Here is a 20,980-nt window from a genome sequence, read left to right as displayed (position 1 = left end):
TCGGTCAGTCCATCTTCAGGATGATCTTACCGAAGATCTGCCGGGATTCCATGCGCTCCAAAGCGCGGTCGATATCGTCGAAGCCGACTTCGGTATCGATGACGGGATGAACGAGGCCGCGGCCCATCTTCTGCATGGCATCCGCCATGTTCTCCATCCGGCAGCCGAAGGAGCCGAGGAGCTTCAGCTGCTGCTGGAAAAGCATCATCAGGTTCATCTCGGTCGAAACACCCGAGGTCGAGCCGCAGGTCACGAGACGCCCGCCGCGCTTCATGCATAGCATCGAGCCTGCCCAGGTATCCTTGCCCACATGTTCGAAGACGACATCGACGCCCTTCTTCTTGGTGAGCTTGCGCACGACGCCTTCGAAACGATCGGTGCGATAATTGATGACATGATCGGCGCCAAGCGCCTTCGCCTTCTCGATCTTGTCGTCGGAACCGACGGTGGTGATGACAGTGCAGCCGATCTTCTTGGCAAGCTGAATCGCCGCCGTGCCGATGCCGGAACCGCCGGCATGAACGAGGATCGTCTCGCCGGGTTCGAGCTTGGCATTGTCGAAGAGCATGTGCTCGACCGTGCCGAAGGTGACGGGCGCAAGCGCTGCCCCGATCGCATCGACGCCGGGAGGAGCAGGAACGAGCAGGCGCGCCGGCAGGTTCACCTTCTCCTGCGCGAAGCCATCGAGATGGAAGCCATGCACGCCGGAGACATGTTCGCAGAGATTGTCGCGGCCTTCGCGGCAGGGACGGCAGAGGCCGCAGGTGCGCGCGCCGTAGATCGACACAAGCTGACCGGGCAGGACGTTCGCCACGCCCGGACCGATCGCCTCGACCACACCGGAAGCCTCAGCACCGATCACGAGCGGCATCTTGCGCTTGGCGAATGCCATGCCGCGCCAGCCCCACACATCGATATGATTCAGCGCAACCGCCTTGACGCGCAGCGTCACTTCGCCGGCGGCCGGTGCATCCGGTTCCGGCAGGTCGGTGATCTCAAGCTTGCGGTCATCAATCAGTTGCAAAGCGCGCATGATGTATAGTTCTTTCTTCCACGCGGATCGTCGTCATGCTCGGGCCTGTCCCGAGCATCTGCCAGCGGTCATTGAGTGACGTAAGTAGATCCTCGGGACAAGCCCGAGGATGACGTCAAAAACCACTTCTTCCCAAAATCAAGGAGGGTCTCTAAGCCGGTTCGAGCGCCATGACAAGGCTGGCGTTCTGTCCGCCGAAGCCGAAAGAGTTGGAAAGCACGGCCGAAACCTGGGCTTCCCGCTTCTTGTTCGGTACGACATCGAGAACGATCGACGGATCCGGGTTGTTATAGTTGATCGTCGGCGGCAGCGTGCCAGTCAGCATTGTCTGCAGCGAGAAGACCGCCTCGACCGCACCGGCCGCCGTCAGCGTATGGCCGATCATCGACTTGTTGGAAGACACCGGAATGCCGACCAGCTTCTCGCCGAAGACGGCGGACATGGAGCCATATTCCATCTTGTCGTTTTCAGGCGTCGAAGTGCCGTGCGCATTGATATAGCCAATATCGGTCTCGCTCATGCCGGCATCGGCAAGGGCTGCGCGGATCGTGGCGATTGCCGGACCGCCATCGGGCGAAGAGCGCGTGCGGTGGAAGCTGTCGGCCTTGTCGCCGGCACCCTTCATGATGCCGAGCACCTTGGCGCCGCGTGCGACAGCCGCCTCAAGCGATTCCAGCACCAGCGTCGCAGCACCCTCGGCGATGACGAAACCGTCGCGATCCTTGCTGAAGGGCTTGGACGCCTTGGTCGGCGGATCGTTCTGCGTGGAAAGAGCAGACAGCAGCGAGAAGCGGATCAGCGCTTCCGCACTCAGCGAACCGTCGGTCGCAACCGTCAGCGCCCGGTCGGTGCGGCCCTGGCGGATCGCCTCGATGCCGAGCTGGATCGCCGTCACGCCCGATGCACAGGCCGTCGACAGAGTGACCGGCAGGCCGCGCGTGCCGAAACGGTCTGACAGCCGCTCGGAGATCGCGCCGAAGAGGGCAGCCTCATGGAAGGCCGGATCGGGGCGCTGGCGCATGGCGGCTAAAAACCGCTCATAAGCATCGCCCGGATGGTCGGCGGCCGGCGAACGGTCGGCAAGCTCGAAACGGGCGCTCCATTCCGGCTCGATCGGCGGTGCTGCGAGGAACAGAGGACCGTTGAAATCGCCGGAAAGACCCGCATCGGCAAGCGCTTCGATGGTCGTTTCGCGCGCAAAGGCATAGGAGCGCTCGACGGCGTTCGGCACTGGGATGTCGATGAAATCGACCGTGCCGGCAATACGCGTCGAAAGCCCGTCCGTCGGGAAGCGGGTGATATCATGAATGCCCGATGTGCCTGACGAAAGGGCTGCCCAGTTGTCCTTCAAACCCTGACCGAGCGAAGTGATGATGCCCATGCCGGTGACCGCAACGATCGGACGGCCGAGATGATCCTTGTAAACGGACGCTGTCATTTCAGTCCTCCTCACGCTTCTGCGGAAAGAACGGCGACGCCTTCGCCGCGCTGATGTCCAACGGTGGTGACGACGGCAGCCTTCGTGCCTGCCTTCATCGGCGCTTCATGCGCGGCATCGAAGGGCGGAACCTTGGCCTTGGCATCGATCGCGAGCGCTGCGAGTGCCAGGCCGAGTGTGAATTGCGCCTCAATCGTATGGCCGGAAACGCCACCGAAGCCGCGGATCGCAGCACCCGGAAGCTGGTGTTCCAGCACTGCCTTTTCACGGGCGGCAAGCTCATGCATGCCGGTCGAGCCGGAGAAGATCGCCGTGGTTTCGGGGGCCAGACCGGCAGCGGGTTTCAGCAGCCGCTCCATGCGCAGTTCGAAATTGCCCGCAGCACGATTGCCGCGATCGCCTTCGACGGCGGCAATGGTCGCATAGATATGCGCGCCGCGCTCTTCGGCATGTTTGCGCGATTCCAGCACCAGGAAAGCGCCGGCCGAACCGGTGATCATGCCGCCGCCTTCGAGCTCGGAGCGCGACCAGAGCGGTGCCCATTGCCCACGCGTATTCGCACCGATTGCTTCGGTGAGCAGGATCATGTCCTGACGCTCGGCGGCAAAGGCACCGCCGACGAGTGCATGGGTGGATTCGCTCGACTTGATGCGCCAGAAAGCCGTCTCGACGGCGGAAACACCGGAAGCTTCCTCGCCCATGAAGGTGCGCGAGGAGCCTGTTACCTTGTGAACGATAGAAATATTGCCGGCGAGCAGATTGGACAGCTGAGCCAGAAACAGCGTCGGTCTGAGTTCCGTCGTCAGCTTCTCATTGAGCAGCAGCTCGCGGTCGTTGCGCTTCAGGCCCTCGTCGACGATCAGCGTATCGACATTGATATCGCGTTCGCCACCGCCGGCCGCCACGATCATGTCCATCGTACCGCAGGCTTCCAGATCGTCCTTGAAGCCCGCATCGTCGAGCGCCAGACCGGCTGCAAAAACGCCGATGCGCTGCCAGTTTTCCATCTGGCGCTGGTCGCCGCGCTTGGCGATCTGCTGCGACCAGTCTATCTCGGGGAGCGGATGCACCGGATAGGGCTTGAACTTCTCGGTTTCGACGATAGCAACAGGTGCGGCATCGGCAGTCAGGATCGCCAGATGCGCATCCTTGCCGACACCCTGACAGGTCACGATGCCGATGCCTGATATCACGACGTCATTGGCGGCCTTGCTCATTCACTCACCCCCTGGGCCTTCGCCCGCTGCGCAGCGATGGCGTCCATCAGGCCCACCTCGCCGGCACGTTTCTTCACGATATCGCCGAGCGGAATTTCACTGAAAGGCATGGTGCGCAGTTTCAGCTGCGCATCGCAGACCTTCTTGCCGCCGCTGGTGATCTTTGCCTTGGTGACGGCAAAACCGGAGCCGTCATGTTCGAGGAAAGCCTCGATGTCGAGCACCGCTTCCGGCTCGACGAAGGTGCGCATCTTGGCGCCATCGACCGACATCAGGAAGGGCATCGACGTAAAATCGGTGGCGGCCAGCACCAGCATGCCCGATGCCTGCGCCATGGTTTCGATGAGAAGCACGCCGGGAACGAGCGGCATGCCCGGGAAATGCCCCTCGAAAACGGGGCTCTTGGCCGGCACAACGGAGCGCGCAACGAGCGTGCGCTTCTCAAGGTCCACCGCCTCGACGCGGTCAATCATCTGGAAATATTCCAGCAGCATCAGTCTTCTCCGGCGCGACGCGCAAAAAGCCCGTCGGAAGGCCTACTTAGGAACAAAACCGCCCGGCCGCCATATCAATGGCGGCAGGGCGTGAAAAAAAGATGATGATGTTGCTTCAAGCCTTGGCGGCGCGCAGCTCGTCGATCTTGGCACAGAGGTTCTTCAGCACGAAGTATTCTTCGGTGGAAACCTTGCCTTCGTTGACTTCCTGCGTCCACTTTTCTAGCGGAATCTTGATGCCGAATTCCTTGTCGATGGCGAAAACGATATCGAGGAAGTCGAGGCTGTCGATACCGAGGTCGTCGATCGTGTGGCTTTCCGGCGTGATCGTTGCGCGGTCGATCTCGCTGGTTTCAGCAATGATGTCGGCAACTTTATCGAATGTAGCGGTCACTCGCTCTACCTCTTGGAAATGAAGATTCCCCTCCTCATAGGCAAATCCATTTCAAAAGCCAATGCTTTCGTCCCGGTTGCAAGCCAATTTGCCGGGGAGGTGTTGCCTAAACAGCAATGGAATGCCGCCCTTTGCGCTGTCCGAGAGACGTATTGAAGCATAAAGCGGCCACCCGGCTAAAGACTTTTCCGGTCTCCGCGACGGCAAAACCGTCCGTCTCGACGGCACAGAGATCGTTCTGATCCACGGCCGCAGCCGGGGAATGTGCGCCTGGAGCGATGCCTCGACGTCCCTAAACTTGCGTTCAATTGCGGCACTGCCGGATAGCTCGTATAACGCGAAATAGAGCCGGATATTTTTGCAGCAGGATGGTTTTCAAGGCGGGAAATAAACCTGCCGAAAAAGGAAACTTTGATCTGGATCAAATCAGAATCCGGTCGGAATTGATAAAGATCAAGACGCAGAGACAAGAAATCGGAATAGAAGACCTTGGGGCCGAGACGTAACAGAAACGCAGGCACAGGGTCGGGTCGGGGCATCGGAACATGGACATCGCGCGCAGTGAAGATCCTGACACAACTATTCCGGCGACCTGCCGCGTCTGTGAGGCACGCCACGGCGTTGTCTGCGGGGCGCTGACGGCTGCCCAGCTGCGCGAACTCTGCAAGCATTCGACTCGCCGCAAACTCGATGCCGGCTCCGAGATCGTCGCCCAGGGCGAGGAAGTTTCGTCTTATTCCAACATCATGAATGGCGTGGTGAAGCTCTGCAAGGTGCTGCCCGATGGACGCCAGCAGATCGTCGGCCTGCAATTCGTCCCCGATTTCATCGGCCGCCCCTTCGTGCCTGAAAGCACACTGTCGGCCGAAGCAGCCACACCGACGGAAATCTGCGTCTTCCCCCGTGGGCTGCTCGACCGGATGATACTGGAGACGCCTGAACTGCAGCACAACCTGCATGCCCAGGCGCTGAAGGAGTTGGATGCTGCGCGGGAGTGGATGCTCACACTTGGCCGTCGCACGGCCCAGGAAAAGGTCGCAAGCCTTCTCTATCTCATCGCCACGCATGCCGAGCCGGAAACGGCAAGCAGCGCGGCCTTCGACCTGCCGCTCTCACGTGCCGAGATTGCCGATTTCCTGGGGCTGACGATCGAAACCGTCAGCCGCCAGATGACGAAGCTGCGCAAGCAGGGCGTCATCCGCATCGAGAACAACCGGCATATCACAGTGCCCGATATGGACGAACTGGAGCGCCTGGTTACGGCCTGATCTGATTACTGCGTGATCACGACGCGGGTATTGGCAAGACCGTTTTCCCGCGTCATCGAGAAGAATTCCGCCGCATTGGCGGGATCGAGGCGCACGCAGCCATGCGAGGCCGGCGTGCCGAGCCGCTTGCGTTCGAACGTGGCATGAACGGCATAACCGCCGTTGAAGAACACGGCGAACGGCATCGGCGCATTGTCGTATTTCTTGGAGCGGTGATCGCGCGACAGCCACTTGGCGCTCCACGAACCGGTCGGCGTCGTATAACCCTTGCGCGCCGTCGAAACCTTCCAGCGATACTTCACCCAACCGTTCTCGCTGACGGTCATCGTCTGCTTGCTGAGGCTGATATTGGCAACCAGCGTAGCGGCCTGAGCCGCGCCAGGAGAAAACTGCAATAACAACACTGCGGTAGCAGCCGCAAAAAACGTCTTCATGGTCGTCCCTCTGTCGAACCTTTAAAGGCTTATTTTCGCCCAACGAGAGAAGAGACTACGGCAATACTTCCTATTTTGCTTTAACTCGAATGGTAATCACATTTCTAACAAGGATGACCATTTGACGGCGCTCCGCCTTACTCAGGAAAGCCTGCATTGCGGTATCCATCGACGAAATGCGCCAGAGTGGCCGCGTCCCGGAACGGTTCCGTCGCCGCCCAATGGCTGATCGAAAATTGCGGGTTTGCAACGAGGAACAGTTCGGCTTCGCTGCGCGCTTCGTCCAGCCGGCCAAGCTGCGCAAGGGCTGCCGCCAGAAAACGGCGTGAACTCGTGCGGTAGGTCTCTTCGCGCCGCAGCGTCTCGACGACGGCTTCATAGTTGCGACAGGCATATTGCGCCTGACCGAGCGTCAGATAATACCAGCTGGCCGGAAACGGGTTCAGCCGGAAGGCCTTGCCGATCTGTTCGAGACCTTCATCGATCCGCCCGGCGAGAACGGAAATGTCCGACAGCGCCGCCCAGGTATCGGCCTCGTTCGGGTCCAGCGCGATCGCCTTTTCGAACTCCGTATCCGCTTCGGCAAAGTTCCGCTCGTAGGCAAGAAGATAGGCGAGCACCCAGCGGCAGCCGGCATCGTTGGGATCAAGCGCCACAGCCTTGCGCGCCAGTTCCAGGGCGACGCTGCGATCTGTTTCGGTTGGACCGCCGCTATGCACCCATCCCATCCAGTGGTTCAGCGCCAGCCAGCGATGCGCCTCAGCATAATCAGGATCGAGCGCGATTGCCCGCGTCAGCATCAGCTGCGTTTCCCGCGCACTTTGTGGCGCATCATCCATCAGCGTGCGCGCCCGCACACAGAGGTCATAGGCCTCCAGATTCTTCGGCCGATTGCGTGGCGGCAGCGGGCGCAGCCGACCGAGCAGCGCCTCGACGATCTTGCCGGTGACTTCATCCTGAACGGCAAATATATCCTCAAGGCTGCGATCGAAACGCTCCGCCCAGAGATGATCGCCGCTTTCGGTATCGACAAGCCGGGCATTGATGCGCACGCGCCCGGCGGCCCGTCTGGCGCTGCCGTCGAGCAGATAGCGCACGCCTAGTTCGCCGGCGATATCACGCACGTCCATCGCCCTTCCCTTGTAGGCGAAGCTCGAATTGCGGGCGATGACGAAGAGAGCCGAGGTCCGGGAAAGATCGGTGATCAGGTCTTCGGTCAGCCCGTCCGCAAATCCTTCTTGCTCCGGATCGCCGCTGACGGTGACGAAGGGCAGAACGGCAATCGAGGGTTTGTCCGGCAGCGCCAAAACCTTCCGCTTCTCGCCGTCAAGCTGTCTTATGGCGCCGGTGAAGCGGTAGCCGATGCGCGGAACCGTCGAGATCCATTCACCGCCGTCAGCGGCAGGACCCAGCAGCTTGCGCAACTGCGCGATCTGGACGGTGAGGTTGCCCTCCTCGACGGCCGTGCCCGGCCAGGCCGCATCCATCAGCTCGGTCTTGGCCAGAATTTCGCCGGGCCGCCCGACGAGCGCGGCAAGCAGCTTTACCCCACGATGCCCGACGGCAACGGGATCGTTGTTCCGCAAAAGCGTTCCCGCCTCCGGATCAAGCACGAACGGACCAAAGGCAAAACGCGCTCCCTGCATGGCGCGCATCCTAGAGGCTTTCATGCCGGGTTGGAACCATCCCGCCTGACGCCATTCGATCTCGGCATTCCCGCGGACAATTTCGTCCGCTCAGGCGCGTGGCATTCTAGGGACGGCTGGTTTAATCGTGTTCGATCAGATAATTACGGGCTGAAAATAGAGCGTCGAGGTACACCCATGGTTTTCTGGATAGCAAGTCTGGTTGGACTGGCGGTCGCCTATCTCTTCGGCTCCCTGCCCACGGGCTATCTGGCGGGCAAACTGCTCAAGGGCATGGATATCCGCGAGCATGGCTCCAGATCCACCGGAGCAACGAACGTACTCAGAACGCTCGGTAAATGGCCTGCCTTGGCGGTTCTCCTGATCGATGTGCTGAAAGGTGTCGCAGCAGTCGTCTTTGCCCGCTGGTTTTATCTCTGGTTCTCGACAGTCTCATCGGGCATCCCACCGACAGCACCTGACCTGCAAAGCGCGGAGCCCTGGACTGTTTGCCTGGCCGGCCTTGGCGTGCTGTTGGGGCATGGCCGTTCGATCTGGCTGAACTTTACGGGAGGCAAGTCTGCTGCGACGGGGCTCGGCGTGTTGCTGGCAATGTCCTGGCCCGTCGGTTTAGGGGCTGCGGCAGTTTTCTGCCTTGCGCTGGCCGCTTTCCGCATTGTTTCCCTGAGTTCGATGCTGGCAGCGTTGACGGCCATCGCTCTCGTCTGCGGCCTAGGGTCCAGACTCAATCAAGTCCACCAAATGATGATGGCGGCGATGTAGCAAGTTGCGGCGAAGTTGAGCATGAGCTTGTCATATCGTGTTGCGACACGCCTCCAGTCCTTGAGGCGGCAGAAAGCACGTTCGATGATATTTCTGCGGCGGTAAGCGATGGGGTCGAACGGTTTGATCTGCTTTCGGGTTGGATTGTTGGGAATGACAGGCTCGGTGCCGCGTGCAGTGAGGAAATCGCGCAACGCGTTGCTGTCGTAAGCGGTATCGGCAGCGCAGATGCGGCTTGGCGGCAAGGGGTCGATCAGTGGAATGGCAACGGGGGCGTCGCCGCGCTGTCCAGGCGTTATTCGCAGCGCGATTGGACGGCCGCAACCATCGACAACAGCATGGATTTTTGTCGATCTGCCGCCTCGCGAGCGACCGATTGCTTCGGCATCCGCCCCCCTTTTCCGCCGGCTGCTGATCGGTGCGCTTTTGCGGTGGTGCTGTCGATCATGTGAATGTCCTGATCGGTCGTTTGCACCAGGGCTTCAAACAGCCGCCGCCATATTCCTTTGGCAGACCAGCGATGGAAGCGATTGTAGATGGTTGTCGAAGGCCCGTAGCAAGCTGGACAATCCTGCCACCGGCAGCCGGATCGCAGCACGTGGATGATCCCGCTGATCACCCGGCGGTCATCAGTTCGATGAGCGCCGGGTTGGTTCGTCGGAAGCAGAGGAGCGATCACCGCCCACTGTCGGTCATCAAGCCAGAATTCTCCTGCCATGATCCAAACTCCTGTTATTACCGAAGTGAATCATACACAGATCATTTTATCAATAGTTTGATTGGGTTTCGACCCTAGAGCAACCGTTGCCCTATCGGCTGCTGGTAATATCGGGCGGCCTCTACGTGATTATACGCCATCGCGCCAATATCAGGCGGCTGCTGGCTGGGACGGAGCCACGTCTGGGCAAAGTCGCCTAGAATCGAAAACGCACAGGCACCATACGCTTCTTGCTGCCAGAGCAAGCAGCGTTTCAATCCTGCCTGACGATGGCGCCGACTGCATTGACGAGCACGCGTGACGCGGTCAGCGCCGACAGGCCGTCGATATCAGCAGGTGGATAAAATTCGACCAGATCGAACCCGGCGATTCTCGCCCGCCTGCCGAGGCCGGCAATCAAGTCGATCACCTGCGTGTAGGTAAGGCCACCAGGGGTACGCGCCGCCACGCCGGGCATGATACCGGGATCGATGCTGTCGCAATCGAGAGTGACGACGACCTGCGCTCCCTCGGGAATATGCCGGAGAGCGGCTTCGATACCCACGGTGTGGATCTCGCGGGCTGTGACAAAGCGGCTGCCATAGCGTTGCGCCGCTTCCACCTCGGTGATGCGCGCGCTGCCGACGCTGCGCAGGCCGACTTGCACCATACCGGCGACATGCGGCATCTCGCTCGCCCGGCGCATCGGACTTGAATAGCCGTAGCGCTCGCCATGCACCTCGTCGCGCCAGTCGATATGGGCATCGATCTGCAGGACCCAGACCGGCCCTTGATCCGCGAAGCCGGCGAGGAAGGGAAAGGTCACGGAACAATCGCCCCCGAGCAGGATCGGTACAGCCGATAGCGCCAGGATTTCGCGCGTCTTCGCCTCGATCCGGGCGCGGTTACCGGCATTGTCATGCATGGTGGTCTTGATGTCGCCGACATCGACGCAGGAGATCGGCCTGCCGGAAAACAGCGGGCCGCCGAGATCGAAATCCCAATGCTCGATGAGACCGGCATCCTCCCAGCTCGCAGTGCGGATGGCACCGGCGGCCAGCGCATAACCGCTGCTGTCCTTGCCGGGATAGGTACTGCCGTGCGCGGCTGCGAAGATCACCGCACGGGGCAAACGCCCATCGGCCAGGCGATCTGGAAGGCCGAGAAAGGAAGATGAGGCGGTCATGTCCTTGTTGTCCTGATAAGGCGGAATCCTGTTTTGCCCTGTTTAGTCCCTTTGGAAGTTTTTGCGAACTTTTTGGAAGCGCTTAATTACGCCCCGCGCGGCATCCTCCAGACTCCAGCATCCTTTGAAATCGAAGGCCCGATGCGAAATCCAAGTTTCCGGACCTTCAAACCCCATGGAGCTCATCATGAGCGATTGCTGCACCCTTGCATCCGCCCCGCATCGCAAGTCGGCGCGCCGGCACAACAGTCTGATCATCCTGCGAAGCGCGATCGCGCGCTGGTTCTGGCGCATCCGCATCCGCCGCGAACGGAAGCAACGGTCCAAAATCAGCCCCGTACTGATTGACGATATCGGCTTGACGGACCAACAGGCAGGCTCCGAGACCACCGGCTTTTTCTGGCGCGTGTGAGGCGAATCTCCGATGACAGACAACACTCAGTTTCCTCCAGCCGCAACGATCGACCCGCGCAGCCCGATATCGTCAAGCGAAGATCGCATTCCGTGGGCCGCGATGGCAGGCATCATCGCCACCGTCACGATCTTCGCCATGGCGCAGGGCCTGACCTATCCGCTTCTGAGCTTCATTCTGGAGCGGCAGGGAACATCATCAGGCATGATCGGCCTCTCGGCCGCCATGACGCCAACAGGCTTCATTTTCTCCGCACCCTTCATTCCTGCCCTGTCACATCGCGTGGGCGCCGGGCGGCTTGCCATCCTCTGTTCTATCCTTGCAGCACTCAGCCTGATCGCCATTGCCTGGACGCAGGATCTTTGGGCCTGGATGCCGCTGCGCTTCCTGCTCGGCGTCTTCGCCAATCCGCTCTACGTGATCAGCGAAACCTGGCTGCTCGCCATCACGCCCGCCGCGCGCCGTGGCCGCATCATGGGCCTCTACTCGTCCGTCGTATCAGGCGGCTTCGCCATCGGCCCGCTATCTCTCGGCCTTGTCGGAACGGAGGGCTGGCCACCCTTCCTGATCGGCATTTTCGCCTTCCTCGTCTGCGGCCTGATCGTGCTTGCCGTCGCAAGACGACTGCCCGACATGCCGCAGGAGGGCGAAACCATATCTGTCGGCGGCTTCTTCACGCTGGCACCGCTCCTGCTCGCCGCCGTCTTCGTCGCCGCCGGTTTCGAACAGATCCTGCTTGCCCTCTTTGCCGTCTATGGGGCCGCCCTCGGTAGCCCCGAACCGCGCATCGCCGCGCTGATCACCTGCTTCATCGCAGGCAATGCCGTGCTGCAGATCGTCCTCGGCCGCCTCGCCGAACAATTCGGCTCGCACCCTACCCTGCTCTTCTGCGTGTTCGCCTCGCTCGCCGGCTGCCTGCTCCTGCCGCTGCTCTTCGATACGTGGCTCATCTGGCCGCTGTTTTTCGCCTGGGGCGGCGTCTCATTCGGCATCTACACCCTGTCGCTGATCCAGCTCGGCGAACGCTTCACCGGCCAGTCTCTGATCGCCGGCAACGCCGCCTTCGCCCTCGTCTGGGGCCTCGGCGGCATCGCAGGCTCGCCCGCGACGGGCGTGGCGATGCAGTTGATCGGCCATCAGGGCCTGCCGCTATCGCTTGGCCTGCTGGGTTGTGTCTTGGCGTTACTTTTGATGGCGGAGAATCGGCGACGCTAAAGCAGGCAGACGAAGGCGACGAAGGTAAGCAGCGTCAGCGCCATGCAGCTCGCCTGAAAGACCGAAATCCCGTCCTCGACGTCGCCCGCCGTCGCCACGTCGCGGCCCGTGCCGTTGATCATAGGCTCACGCACCACCACACCCGAATAGACGCGCGGGCCGGCAAGCTGGAGATCGAGCGCGCCGGCCATGGCCGCTTCCGGGCGGCCGGAATTCGGCGAGCGGTGCAGCTTGCCGTCGCGGATACCGACCTTGAACGCATCACGGAAGGCGGTCGTGTCGCGCCGGATGCCGGCACCGACGGCGATCAGCAGGATGGAGAGACGCGCGGCCGGCCAGTTGGCGATATCGTCGAGCCGGGCAGAAGCCCAGCCGAAATCGACATATTTCTCCGAGCGATGGCCGATCATCGAATCCGCCGTATTCAGCATCTTGTAGAAGAACAGGCCCGGCAGGCCGAAGATCGCAAACCAGAGGGCCGGCGCCACCACGCCATCGGAAAAATTCTCGGCGAGGCTCTCGATCGCCGCACGGCAGACACCGGGCTCATCCAGCGTTTCCGGATCGCGCCCGACGATGCGCGACACCGCCTTGCGTCCGCCGACAAGGCCTTCGCTCTTCAGCGCCGCTGCGACCGCCGCGACATGATCCGACAGGCTCTTCTGCGCCAGAAAAATCGCCACGCAGAAGACTTCGAGCAGGATACCGACGGGGCCGAAGAGCATGAAGAACCAGTGCAGCACCAGGCCGGTGACGATGGCGAGTGCCGAGAGCACGAGGATCGCCACCACGCCATTCTGCCGGCGCTGCGCTTTGCTTAAGCTCTCTCGGTTGAAATGCTGGTCGAAATAGCCGATCGCCCGGCCGAAGATGGCGACCGGATGCGGCACGCGCGTCCACAGCCATTGCGGATCGCCGATGATGCGGTCGAGCAGCAGCGCCAGAACCAGCACGAGAAAATGTTCATCGATATTCATCGGTCAAAGCTCCGAAGGGCCGCAGCAAGTCTTGCATCATCAGCAGCATCCGGTGCGAGGCCGAAGCGCAGCCAGTCCGGCGCGTAATCGAACCGGCGGACGAGAATATGATGGCGGCAGAGAGTCGTGTAAATGTCACCGGCTCTGGCGTCGGCAACAAGCGTAAGAAGCGGCGTACCACCGGCAATGACGAGGCCGGCCCCGGCAAGCACCGCATGGAGGCCTGCCTGTCGCTCGGCAATCGAGCCGGCGATCCCGGAGACATCAGAATTCAGCAGCGAACCGGCAATCGCAAGCGCCGGCCCGGATACGGCCCAGGGGCCGAGCCAGTCCTCGAAACGCTCGAGAATATCGCCCCGCGCAATGGCAAAGCCCAGCCGCAGCCCCGCCAGCCCGAAGAATTTTCCGAAGGAACGGAAGATGATCAGGTTCGAAAGCCCTGCCGCACGCGGAGCAAGGCTCGTTTCCGGGCTCATATCGCCGAAGGCTTCGTCGACGACCAGAAAGCCGCCTCCCGACTTCAGCCGGTCATGCAGCGCTTCCAGCCTGTCGGCCGCATGGATCCGGCCATCCGGATTGTTCGGATTGACGACGACCGCCAGCCCATGCTCCGCACCGATGTCATCGATATCGCTGACCGCATCGACCACAAAATCAGCGGAGCTGAAAGCGCGAGCGTATTCCCCATAGGTCGGCGACAGGATGGCCACCCGCTTACCTGGCTGAACAAGCCGCGGCAGGAGCTGAATGATCGACTGCGTGCCAGGAACCGGCAGCGGCAGGATCGTACCGCTGCGATAATGATCCCGCGCCGCGTGCCGCGCCGTCTCGACCAGATGCCGGTCCGGCAGCCGGTGCCACACCCTTACAGGGATCTCCGGCAGCGCCACCGGATTGGGATTGATGCCGGTCGAAAGATCCAGCCAGTCCTCCAGCCGGCCGCCGAAACTCGCAGCCGCAGCGGTGATGCCGCCGCCATGCACGATCGGCGCATTCATGCGGCTGCTCCCGCAAGATCGATCAGATGCATGTAGGAGCCGGCCACCTGCCCGCGCCGCAAGCCGGCTAGGCCGAGATCGTTGCCGAGCGCATCCTGCGTGGCAAACATCCGGTCGGCCTCCCCTTCGGAGACAATCGTCGAATAGTGGAATTCATGCGCCGTCATCGGCTTGTCGAAGAAGGCGCCGACGAGCGGCGTGACACGGCGATAGCCGAGATGCCGCTTGCGCGTCTCATAACTGGTGACGACCGGCAGCAGGCCGAGCATTTCATGGCGCACGCCTCCCCCGTCGATCAGGCCCTCGCCGAGCACCATGTAGCCGCCGCATTCGCCATAGATGCGCACGCCGCGCGCCGCCGCAGCCTTCATGCCCGCTGCAAAATTCTGCGAAGCTGCGAGCCTGCCCGCATGCAGTTCGGGATAACCACCCGGAAGATAGATCGCATCGGCAGCGTCGGACGGAGCTTCGTCGGCGAGCGGTGAGAAGAAGGAAATCTCCGCGCCGCGCCGCCGCCAACCGAGCAGCATATGCTCGTAGCAGAAGGCAAAGGCGATATCGCGGGCAACGGCAATGTGCCGGCCAAAGGGCATCAGCCTGGCAATATTGGCAGCCGACGGCCGGTTCATGCCCTGCCGCGCGATGCGCATGAGAAATTCGAAATTGCACTCTTCGGAAACGGCATTGGCCGCATAGTCGATGAACTCCTCGAGCGCTCTATGCTCGCCCGCCTGCACCAACCCCAAATGCCGCTCCGGCAAAGCCAGCATCGCATCCTTGCGGATAACGGCAACGATGGGCATGCGGATCTTCTCCAGCGCCTGGCGCAGCATCATTTCATGCCGGTCGCTGCCGACCTTGTTGAGGATGACGCCTGCAATGCGCACATCGGCGCGAAACCCGGCAAAACCGCTGACGAGCGGCGCCACCGATTGCGACAGCCGCGAGGCATCGACGACCAGCACCACGGAAAGCCCGAGCTGGGCCGCAAGATCGGCGGCCGTGCCGCGCCCGTCCGCCGCCCCGTCGAACAGGCCCATCATGCCCTCGATGAGCAGCACGCGGTCGCCGGAACGATGCAGCGTCGCATTGGCCGAAATCAGCTCCGGCCGCATGCCCCAGGGATCGAAATTCAGACAGAGCGAACCGCTCGCGGCAGCATGGAAGGCCGGATCGATATAATCGGGACCAGCCTTGCCGGGCGCAACGGCCACGCCGCGATTGCGCAGCGCCCGGAGCAGCCCGAGTGTCACCGTGGTCTTGCCGGAGCCGGAGGATGGCGCAGCGATCAGCAACCCGCTCATGCCGTCTCCTTTCCCTGCCGGCCGGCATGACGAAAGGGATCGGGCTGCAGGCGGCGGCCGCCGAGCGCGCCAAGCCAATCAAGCGAAGCGCGAAGCCGTACCACCTCGCCGACCACGACGACCGCTGGCGGCTCTAGTCCAGAGGCGGCAACGGCTGCAGGCGCTTCTCCAAGCGTGGTTTCCAGCACCTGCTGGTCGCCGGTCGCCGCATTGCAGACGAAGGCGACAGGCTCGGATGCCGAACGGCCCGATGCAATCAGATTGGCGCTGATCTGGGCAATATGTTTCATCGCCATATACATGACGATCACGGGCGAGCCCTTGCCGATCGCTTCCCAATTGATCGCGTCAGGCACGACGCCGGAGGAATCATGGCCGGTGAGGAAGGTCACGGCATGGTTGATGTCGCGATGGGTGACCGGAATGCCGGCATAAGCAAGCCCTCCGATGCCTGCTGTAATGCCCGGCACGATGCGGAACGGGATATTGTGCTCGACCAGCGTCAGCGCCTCTTCCCCGCCGCGCCCGAAGACGAAGGGATCGCCACCCTTCAGCCGCAGCACGCGCTTTCCGGCCCGCGCAAGCTCCACCAATCTCAGAGAAATATCCCGCTGCTTGGCCGAGGGCTTGCCGCCGCGTTTTCCCGCATATTCGAGCTCCGCGCCAAGGCGCGCGAGCTTCAGACATTCCTCGTTGACCAGCGCGTCATGGACGATCACATCGGCTTCCGCCAACCCCTTGGCGGCAAGCAGAGTGAACAGGCCCGGGTCGCCCGGACCGGCGCCGACAAGCCAGACGCAGCCCGGCTCCAGCGTCGGCAGATGTGAGAATGCGCGATCTATCATCCCGCTGATCTAGGCCCGCCAGATGACGAGGTCAACGCCATCAGTGGCAGCGCACCGGAAGTTGACGAAACGGCCGAGACTCAATTTTCGAAGAAGCGGAATCAGCTTCAGAACAAACGCATATAACAATTTGATTGGATTCCAGAATATGGAAACGGGCCGGCCGCAGGCATGCAAGGCCGGCCCGCCTGAGGCAATCAGACGCGCAGCAGCGTATCGCGGATCAGGGAGAGCACCTTCTCCGACTCGATACCGGTCGCAACCACCTGGCTCGGCAGGCCATCCCAGTCGCCCGGCGGGAAGCGGCGGCTGTCCTGCTTGATGACAGTCAGGCCATCGGCAATGCCGCCGCAAACGACGCGCACCGCACCCGTGATCGTTTCGAACAGTTCCGGCGCCACGACATAGACGCTGGCGCAGCTGTCATGCACCATCATGCCGTCCTCGACGGCGTGCTTATAGAAATCGATATAGGACTGCGAAAGCGTGTTGAGCTGCTTGACCGCCTTGTCGCCCTTGGCGGCCATCTCAGCGAGATAGCTGCGGCTCATCGTGGTGATCGAGGTGACATCGAGACCGATGACGACGACCTTCCACGGCGCGGTCAGGACGATATCGGCAGCTTCTGGATCGCCATGAATATTGGCTTCGGCAACCGGCGAGACATTGCCCGGCACATAGAAGTTGCCGCCCATGATGACGACGTCTTTCACGAGCTTGGCAATCTCGGGATCTTCCTTCAGCGCCAGCGCCAGATTGGTCATGCGGCCGACGGCGACCAGCGTCACCTCGCCCGGATTGGCCCGCACGGTCTCGATGATAAAGCGATATGCCGGCCGCGGATCGAGCGGCAGATCGATCACGTCGGGCACCGGCATGTCACCGAGGCCATTCTCGCCATGCACCATGGTCGGCCACGGACGCTCATGCCTCGAAGGATCGATGGTGACACTTGCGCCCTTGGCAACGGGGGCCGCGATATCCCATTCCTGCTTCAGGAACAGCGCATTGCGCGTCGTCGTCTCGATCGATGCATTGCCGAAGACAGTGGTGATACCGATCAGGTCGATCTCGGGATGCCGGTGCAGGAAAAGCAACGCCATTGCGTCGTCGACGCCCGGATCCGTGTCATAAATGACCTTGTGCATATGTATCCTCCAGAACAATTCCGGCAAAAACGCGCAACGGCCTAGCGCCAGGAATTGCGTGAAAACAAAGGGATAGAGCACATTCGTGATTCAAAAAACGAAAATGCCCCGGATTCGAATCGCTGGCAGCCGGACAGCGCCGCGAGATGCGCCACCATAACGCCCGTCAGGCTTTCTGCAACCCGATGCGGGCGACGGCTACTGTCGCATGCTGAGATTTGATCTTGCCGAGCACTAGCTCCGCATCCGCACCAAGAGCGGCAAGCGCTGCCGCTTCCGCCACCCCATGGCAGCCGACACGGGCAAAGACGATCGCGGAGGGATTTTTAAGCCGCGGCGTCTCTTCCTCCAGCCGCGCCGCATCGAAGAACACGGCAGGCACGGAAAAATGCGCTGCAACGGCAAGGATCGCCGTCTCTTCGCTCCGGCTATCGATCGAAGCAACGGCGGCAAGCTGCGCCGCATCAATACCGGCCGCGTCCAGCGCCTCGATAGCAAGCGCCATCACCTCACTATCAGACGTCCCGCGCTCGCAGCCTAGGCCGAGCACATGCCGCTTCGTCTCATCGATGGTGATTTCGCTCATTGCCATCAGCTGATTGCGCCCCGCTGTGTCCAGGGAGCCATTGCAGCTTGAGGCCGGAAATGCAACAAGGCCGCCCGAAAGCTCCCGCCTTCACATACCCCTCCCGGAATAGCATCTTGCCTGACATTGCCATCCATCTGCTTCTGCTGCTCTGCGCGGCGGCCTTCTTTGCCGGTTTCGTCGATTCTATTGCCGGCGGCGGCGGCCTCATCACCGTTCCCGCCATGCTGATTGCAGGCATCCCGCCGCTGCAGACGCTCGGCACGAACAAGGTGCAGTCCCTCTTCGGTGCGGCCTCGGCAACCATCGCCTATGCCCGCAAGGGGCATGTGAAGCTTTCGGAACAATTGCCGATGGCGCTCATGGCCGTCATGGGCGGCTCGCTTGGTGCGGCACTCGCCACACTCGTCCCCGGCCAGGTGCTACGGGCCGTCATGCCGGTACTCCTGGTGGCAATCGCCATCTTCTTCGCCGTCAAACCGAACCTCAACGACGTCGATACGCACAGACGCATGACGCCCTTCCTGTTCGGCCTGACACTCGTCCCGGTCATCGGCTTCTATGACGGCGTTTTCGGCCCCGGCACCGGCTCCTTCTTCATGCTGGCCTTCGTCACGCTCGCCGGCTTCGGGATGCTGAAGGCGACCGCCCACACCAAGCTTCTCAATCTCGGCTCGAATTTCGGCGCGCTCATCGTCTTCGCAAGCTTCGGCGCCACGCTCTGGAAGATCGGCCTGCTGATGGGTGCCTGCCAGTTCCTCGGCGCGCAGCTCGGCTCGCGGCTAGCCATGCGCATCGGCGCAAGGCTCATCAAGCCGCTGCTCGTCATCGTCTGCATCGCCTTTGCGATAAAGCTGCTCTCCGATCCCGAAAACCCGCTGCGTGTCTGGCTTGGCGTCTAGAATTTGATCTCATCAACCGTGGTCAATGTCGTCTTGGCCGAAACACCTGGCGCATTGGCAAAATGCCAGGCGACATATTGCTCGGCATAGGGATCGGCCGACGACATGCCGTCGACGGGCAGGATGATGTTCATGCCCTTCAGCGCCGCATAGGATGCCGTATTCAGCACCGCCCCTTCGGATGCCGTGCCGGTCACGATGATGGTCTTGATGTGCTTTTCGGTCAGGATCTTTTCGAGATCGGTGTTGATGAACTTGTTGGCACCGCCCTGCACCACCGGATCGCCCTCTCTCGGCGCCAATACGCTGGCGATATCGCCCTTCGTGGCGCCGCCGGTGATACTGTAGATGACGGGCACGCCGCTCTTGCGCGCCTCGCTCAGAAGCTTCTCCACCTTCGGCAGCGAGGCGATGCAGCGGGGCTTGGTCTTCGTGTTGCAAGGCCCTTTCGATGGGTCCTGCGCACCATTGAAATCGAGCAGCAGCAGCGCCGTATCCGAAATATTCACGCTGACCGGCTTCAGCACCGGTGCAGCGGGGACCTTGATCGTATTCCAGTCGTCGATCACATTCGCTTGCGTGGCCGAAGCGCCGAGAAGTGCGAGGGTGAATGCGGCTAAAGCCTTGCAGGAGCCGGTTTTCATGGAATTTATCCTCCGGGGGCAAAAGAGTTGCCGCAAATCTTCGGGCTCGCTCCTCACCTGTCAAATCACCAAGCCGCGACCTGGATTTGACTCCGGCAATCGGACTTCCATTACCTCCCGCGTAATTGATAGGTTGCACCGCTTTCGCCGATGATCGCCCTGCCTGAACATGACGGGCGATCAAAAGGAGATGACCCGATGAACGAAGCAAAGACCAACGCCGAGCGCTACCTCGCAATCTGGAACGAGACGGATGCCGCCCGTCGCCGTGCGCTGATCGCCGAGAGCTGGACGGAAGCCGCGACCTATGTCGACCCGCTGATGCGCGGCGAAGGCCATGAGCAGATCAATTCGCTGGTCGAAGCCGTGCAGAGCCGCTTCCCCGGCTTCCGCTTCGAACTGATCGGCACGGCCGATGGCTATGGCGACAACCTGCGCTTCTCCTGGGGCCTCGGCCCCGACAATGGCGAAGCGCTGATCAAGGGCACGGATTTCGCCGAGCTCGAAGGCGGCAAGCTGAAATCCGTCCGCGGCTTCATCGATCTCCTGCCGGAAGCCGCCTGATGACCCCGACCGCCCGCTCTCTCGGAGATCACCTGCGCGAATGGCGCCAGCGCCGCCGCATGAGCCAGCTCGACCTCGCACTGGAAGCCGATATTTCGCAACGGCACCTGAGCTTCATCGAGAGCGGGCGCTCGACCCCGAGCCGCGAAATGCTGCTGCATCTCGCCGAACGGCTCGGAGTGCCCTTGCGGGACCGCAACCCGCTGCTTCTGGCGGCGGGTTTCGCGCCCGTCTTTGCCGAACGCAAGCTGGACGACCCCGCCCTTCTCCCCGCACGGCGTGCTATCGACAGGGTGCTGAAAGGCCACGAGCCCTACCCCGCTATCGCCATCGACCGCCACTGGACGCTCATCGCCGCCAACGCCGCCCTGGCGCCGCTGCTCGAAGCCGTTGCGGATCCGACTTTGCTGGAACCACCGGTCAACGTGCTGCGCCTCAGCCTGCATCCGCAGGGCCTGGCATCATATATCGTCAACCTCTCGGAATGGCGCGCCCATCTTCTCGACCGGCTGCGCCAGCAGATATCGGTCTCGGGCGATCCCGTGTCGGAAAAGCTATTGAAGGAACTGCTCTCCTACCCTGCACCGAAAGATGCGACCGAGCCCCACACCGACCTCGCCGGCGTTGCCGTTCCCCTGCAGCTTTCGACCAAGGCCGGCCTTCTCTCTTTCATCTCGACGACAACAGTCTTTGGCACGCCTGTCGATATCACCTTGTCGGAACTCGCGATCGAAACGCTCTTCCCGGCCGATGAGGAGACGGCCGCGATCCTGCGCGGCAATCTCGCCAATTAGACCTTTTCCGCGCAATTCCGGA

22 protein-coding genes and 2 pseudogenes are annotated in these 20,980 nt (G+C 61.8%); 8 read left to right on the top strand and 16 right to left on the bottom strand.

Translation table 11 applies throughout. The features are described from left to right. Window positions 1-4 precede the first annotated feature (4 nt). The 5 genes from H4W29_RS17530 to H4W29_RS17510 all read right to left on the bottom strand — a co-directional run bounded on the left by H4W29_RS17530 (window position 5) and on the right by H4W29_RS17510 (window position 4,576). On the bottom strand, window positions 5-1,033 hold the full coding sequence (locus H4W29_RS17530; RefSeq protein WP_004669770.1) for a zinc-binding dehydrogenase: 1,029 nt from the start codon (window positions 1,031-1,033) through the stop codon (window positions 5-7). A gap of 151 nt (window positions 1,034-1,184) precedes the next feature. Continuing rightward, a complete protein-coding gene (locus H4W29_RS17525) occupies window positions 1,185-2,471 on the bottom strand; it encodes a beta-ketoacyl-ACP synthase (protein ID WP_192730032.1) in 1,287 nt (428 codons plus the stop codon). 11 nt (window positions 2,472-2,482) lie between these two features. Then, window positions 2,483-3,688, bottom strand: coding sequence for a beta-ketoacyl-ACP synthase (locus tag H4W29_RS17520; RefSeq protein ID WP_183740343.1), 1,206 nt, complete (start codon window positions 3,686-3,688; stop codon window positions 2,483-2,485). Continuing rightward, window positions 3,685-4,182 carry a 3-hydroxyacyl-ACP dehydratase FabZ family protein gene (locus H4W29_RS17515; protein ID WP_113320665.1) on the bottom strand — a complete coding sequence of 166 codons (498 nt, stop codon included), beginning with the start codon at window positions 4,180-4,182 and terminating at the stop codon, window positions 3,685-3,687. The genes H4W29_RS17520 and H4W29_RS17515 overlap by 4 nt, the downstream gene beginning before the upstream one ends. A gap of 115 nt (window positions 4,183-4,297) precedes the next feature. Next, window positions 4,298-4,576: an acyl carrier protein gene (locus H4W29_RS17510; RefSeq protein ID WP_007814022.1), complete on the bottom strand. Its 279-nt coding sequence runs from the start codon at window positions 4,574-4,576 to the stop codon at window positions 4,298-4,300. A 545-nt stretch (window positions 4,577-5,121) separates the two neighbouring features. Here H4W29_RS17510 and H4W29_RS17505 point away from each other — a divergent pair. After that, complete coding sequence (locus H4W29_RS17505) at window positions 5,122-5,844, top strand: Crp/Fnr family transcriptional regulator (protein ID WP_183740345.1); 723 nt, start codon at window positions 5,122-5,124, stop codon at window positions 5,842-5,844. Window positions 5,845-5,849: 5 nt separating this feature from the next. Here H4W29_RS17505 and H4W29_RS17500 read toward each other — a convergent pair whose 3' ends face one another. Together H4W29_RS17500 and H4W29_RS17495 are read right to left on the bottom strand one after the other, a co-directional pair. Next, window positions 5,850-6,278, bottom strand: a complete 429-nt coding sequence (locus tag H4W29_RS17500; RefSeq protein ID WP_183740347.1) for a L,D-transpeptidase — start codon at window positions 6,276-6,278, stop codon at window positions 5,850-5,852. A 137-nt stretch (window positions 6,279-6,415) separates the two neighbouring features. Continuing rightward, entirely contained in the window at window positions 6,416-7,924 is a 1,509-nt protein-coding gene (locus tag H4W29_RS17495) for a winged helix-turn-helix domain-containing tetratricopeptide repeat protein (protein WP_192730031.1), read from the bottom strand. 177 nt (window positions 7,925-8,101) lie between these two features. Between H4W29_RS17495 and plsY the strand changes: the two genes are divergently transcribed. Next, on the top strand, window positions 8,102-8,686 hold the full coding sequence (gene plsY, locus H4W29_RS17490; protein ID WP_246517213.1) for a glycerol-3-phosphate 1-O-acyltransferase PlsY: 585 nt from the start codon (window positions 8,102-8,104) through the stop codon (window positions 8,684-8,686). Between the two features lie 32 nt (window positions 8,687-8,718). On the opposite strand, the pseudogene H4W29_RS17485 reads toward plsY, so the two are convergent. After that, window positions 8,719-9,404 (bottom strand): annotated as a pseudogene (locus H4W29_RS17485) (IS5 family transposase); the annotation flags it as partial. Between the two features lie 65 nt (window positions 9,405-9,469). Between H4W29_RS17485 and H4W29_RS34370 the strand changes: the two are divergent. Further along, a pseudogene (locus tag H4W29_RS34370) lies at window positions 9,470-9,604 on the top strand (glycerol-3-phosphate 1-O-acyltransferase PlsY); the annotation flags it as partial. Window positions 9,605-9,657: 53 nt separating this feature from the next. On the opposite strand, the gene H4W29_RS17480 reads toward H4W29_RS34370, so the two are convergent. Beyond that, a complete protein-coding gene (locus H4W29_RS17480; RefSeq protein WP_192730030.1) occupies window positions 9,658-10,569 on the bottom strand; it encodes an agmatinase in 912 nt (303 codons plus the stop codon). A 175-nt stretch (window positions 10,570-10,744) separates the two neighbouring features. Here H4W29_RS17480 and H4W29_RS17475 point away from each other — a divergent pair, with 175 nt between their 5' ends. Together H4W29_RS17475 and H4W29_RS17470 are read left to right on the top strand one after the other, a co-directional pair. Continuing rightward, window positions 10,745-10,981, top strand: coding sequence for a DUF1127 domain-containing protein (locus H4W29_RS17475; protein WP_246517212.1), 237 nt, complete (start codon window positions 10,745-10,747; stop codon window positions 10,979-10,981). 12 nt (window positions 10,982-10,993) lie between these two features. After that, complete coding sequence (locus H4W29_RS17470) at window positions 10,994-12,196, top strand: MFS transporter (protein WP_376776569.1); 1,203 nt, start codon at window positions 10,994-10,996, stop codon at window positions 12,194-12,196. On the opposite strand, the gene cbiB is transcribed toward H4W29_RS17470, so the two are convergent. The 6 genes from cbiB to H4W29_RS17440 form a co-directional block, all read right to left on the bottom strand. Next, the gene (gene cbiB / locus H4W29_RS17465) at window positions 12,193-13,173 is read right to left on the bottom strand and encodes an adenosylcobinamide-phosphate synthase CbiB (protein ID WP_192730029.1); all 981 of its coding nucleotides are present in this window, start codon (window positions 13,171-13,173) and stop codon (window positions 12,193-12,195) included. The genes H4W29_RS17470 and cbiB overlap by 4 nt on opposite strands. Then, a complete protein-coding gene (cobD, locus tag H4W29_RS17460; RefSeq protein ID WP_192730028.1) occupies window positions 13,170-14,171 on the bottom strand; it encodes a threonine-phosphate decarboxylase CobD in 1,002 nt (333 codons plus the stop codon). Before cobD ends, cbiB begins: the two co-directional genes overlap by 4 nt. Beyond that, window positions 14,168-15,475, bottom strand: a complete 1,308-nt coding sequence (locus H4W29_RS17455) for a cobyrinic acid a,c-diamide synthase CobB (RefSeq protein ID WP_192730027.1) — start codon at window positions 15,473-15,475, stop codon at window positions 14,168-14,170. The genes cobD and H4W29_RS17455 overlap by 4 nt, the downstream gene beginning before the upstream one ends. Continuing rightward, a complete protein-coding gene (gene cobA, locus H4W29_RS17450) occupies window positions 15,472-16,320 on the bottom strand; it encodes a uroporphyrinogen-III C-methyltransferase (protein ID WP_192730026.1) in 849 nt (282 codons plus the stop codon). The genes H4W29_RS17455 and cobA overlap by 4 nt, the downstream gene beginning before the upstream one ends. Before the next feature lie 197 nt (window positions 16,321-16,517). Beyond that, a complete protein-coding gene (locus H4W29_RS17445) occupies window positions 16,518-17,468 on the bottom strand; it encodes a nucleoside hydrolase (RefSeq protein WP_192730025.1) in 951 nt (316 codons plus the stop codon). 166 nt (window positions 17,469-17,634) lie between these two features. After that, entirely contained in the window at window positions 17,635-18,054 is a 420-nt protein-coding gene (locus H4W29_RS17440; protein WP_192730024.1) for a cobalamin biosynthesis protein, read from the bottom strand. Between the two features lie 116 nt (window positions 18,055-18,170). On the opposite strand from H4W29_RS17440, the gene H4W29_RS17435 reads away from it, so the two are divergent. Beyond that, window positions 18,171-18,956 (top strand): TSUP family transporter, encoded by a 786-nt coding sequence (locus H4W29_RS17435; RefSeq protein ID WP_192730023.1) that lies wholly within the window; start codon window positions 18,171-18,173, stop codon window positions 18,954-18,956. Here the strand turns inward: H4W29_RS17435 and H4W29_RS17430 are convergent. Continuing rightward, window positions 18,953-19,600, bottom strand: coding sequence for a cysteine hydrolase family protein (locus H4W29_RS17430; protein ID WP_192730022.1), 648 nt, complete (start codon window positions 19,598-19,600; stop codon window positions 18,953-18,955). The two genes, H4W29_RS17435 and H4W29_RS17430, sit on opposite strands and share 4 nt — an antisense overlap. 198 nt (window positions 19,601-19,798) lie before the next feature. On the opposite strand from H4W29_RS17430, the gene H4W29_RS17425 reads away from it, so the two are divergent. Further along, window positions 19,799-20,164: a nuclear transport factor 2 family protein gene (locus tag H4W29_RS17425; RefSeq protein WP_246517210.1), complete on the top strand. Its 366-nt coding sequence runs from the start codon at window positions 19,799-19,801 to the stop codon at window positions 20,162-20,164. Beyond that, on the top strand, window positions 20,164-20,958 hold the full coding sequence (locus H4W29_RS17420; RefSeq protein ID WP_192730020.1) for a helix-turn-helix domain-containing protein: 795 nt from the start codon (window positions 20,164-20,166) through the stop codon (window positions 20,956-20,958). Before H4W29_RS17425 ends, H4W29_RS17420 begins: the two co-directional genes overlap by 1 nt. The last annotated feature ends 22 nt before the right edge of the window (window positions 20,959-20,980 follow it).

It is taken from the genome of Rhizobium viscosum (genome assembly GCF_014873945.1).
GTDB classification, from domain to species: Bacteria; Pseudomonadota; Alphaproteobacteria; order Rhizobiales; family Rhizobiaceae; genus Rhizobium; species Rhizobium viscosum.
Note: the sequence above shows the minus strand (reverse complement) of the source record. Positions and strands in the feature narration are given on the sequence as shown.

Coding starts and splice junctions, on each gene's coding strand:
- H4W29_RS17495 (WP_192730031.1), bottom strand. CDS start 7,924: ATGCAGGGAGCGCGTTTTGCCTTTGGTCCGTTCGTGCTTGATCCGGAG.
- H4W29_RS17520 (WP_183740343.1), bottom strand. CDS start 3,688: ATGAGCAAGGCCGCCAATGACGTCGTGATATCAGGCATCGGCATCGTG.
- H4W29_RS17480 (WP_192730030.1), bottom strand. CDS start 10,569: ATGACCGCCTCATCTTCCTTTCTCGGCCTTCCAGATCGCCTGGCCGAT.
- cobA (WP_192730026.1), bottom strand. CDS start 16,320: ATGATAGATCGCGCATTCTCACATCTGCCGACGCTGGAGCCGGGCTGC.
- cbiB (WP_192730029.1), bottom strand. CDS start 13,173: ATGAATATCGATGAACATTTTCTCGTGCTGGTTCTGGCGCTGCTGCTC.
- H4W29_RS17455 (WP_192730027.1), bottom strand. CDS start 15,475: ATGAGCGGGTTGCTGATCGCTGCGCCATCCTCCGGCTCCGGCAAGACC.
- H4W29_RS17440 (WP_192730024.1), bottom strand. CDS start 18,054: ATGAGCGAAATCACCATCGATGAGACGAAGCGGCATGTGCTCGGCCTA.
- H4W29_RS17475 (WP_246517212.1), top strand. CDS start 10,745: ATGGAGCTCATCATGAGCGATTGCTGCACCCTTGCATCCGCCCCGCAT.
- plsY (WP_246517213.1), top strand. CDS start 8,102: ATGGTTTTCTGGATAGCAAGTCTGGTTGGACTGGCGGTCGCCTATCTC.
- H4W29_RS17530 (WP_004669770.1), bottom strand. CDS start 1,033: ATGCGCGCTTTGCAACTGATTGATGACCGCAAGCTTGAGATCACCGAC.
- H4W29_RS17430 (WP_192730022.1), bottom strand. CDS start 19,600: ATGAAAACCGGCTCCTGCAAGGCTTTAGCCGCATTCACCCTCGCACTT.
- H4W29_RS17500 (WP_183740347.1), bottom strand. CDS start 6,278: ATGAAGACGTTTTTTGCGGCTGCTACCGCAGTGTTGTTATTGCAGTTT.
- H4W29_RS17470 (WP_376776569.1), top strand. CDS start 10,994: ATGACAGACAACACTCAGTTTCCTCCAGCCGCAACGATCGACCCGCGC.
- H4W29_RS17420 (WP_192730020.1), top strand. CDS start 20,164: ATGACCCCGACCGCCCGCTCTCTCGGAGATCACCTGCGCGAATGGCGC.
- H4W29_RS17425 (WP_246517210.1), top strand. CDS start 19,799: ATGAACGAAGCAAAGACCAACGCCGAGCGCTACCTCGCAATCTGGAAC.
- H4W29_RS17505 (WP_183740345.1), top strand. CDS start 5,122: ATGGACATCGCGCGCAGTGAAGATCCTGACACAACTATTCCGGCGACC.
- cobD (WP_192730028.1), bottom strand. CDS start 14,171: ATGAATGCGCCGATCGTGCATGGCGGCGGCATCACCGCTGCGGCTGCG.
- H4W29_RS17525 (WP_192730032.1), bottom strand. CDS start 2,471: ATGACAGCGTCCGTTTACAAGGATCATCTCGGCCGTCCGATCGTTGCG.
- H4W29_RS17515 (WP_113320665.1), bottom strand. CDS start 4,182: ATGCTGCTGGAATATTTCCAGATGATTGACCGCGTCGAGGCGGTGGAC.
- H4W29_RS17445 (WP_192730025.1), bottom strand. CDS start 17,468: ATGCACAAGGTCATTTATGACACGGATCCGGGCGTCGACGACGCAATG.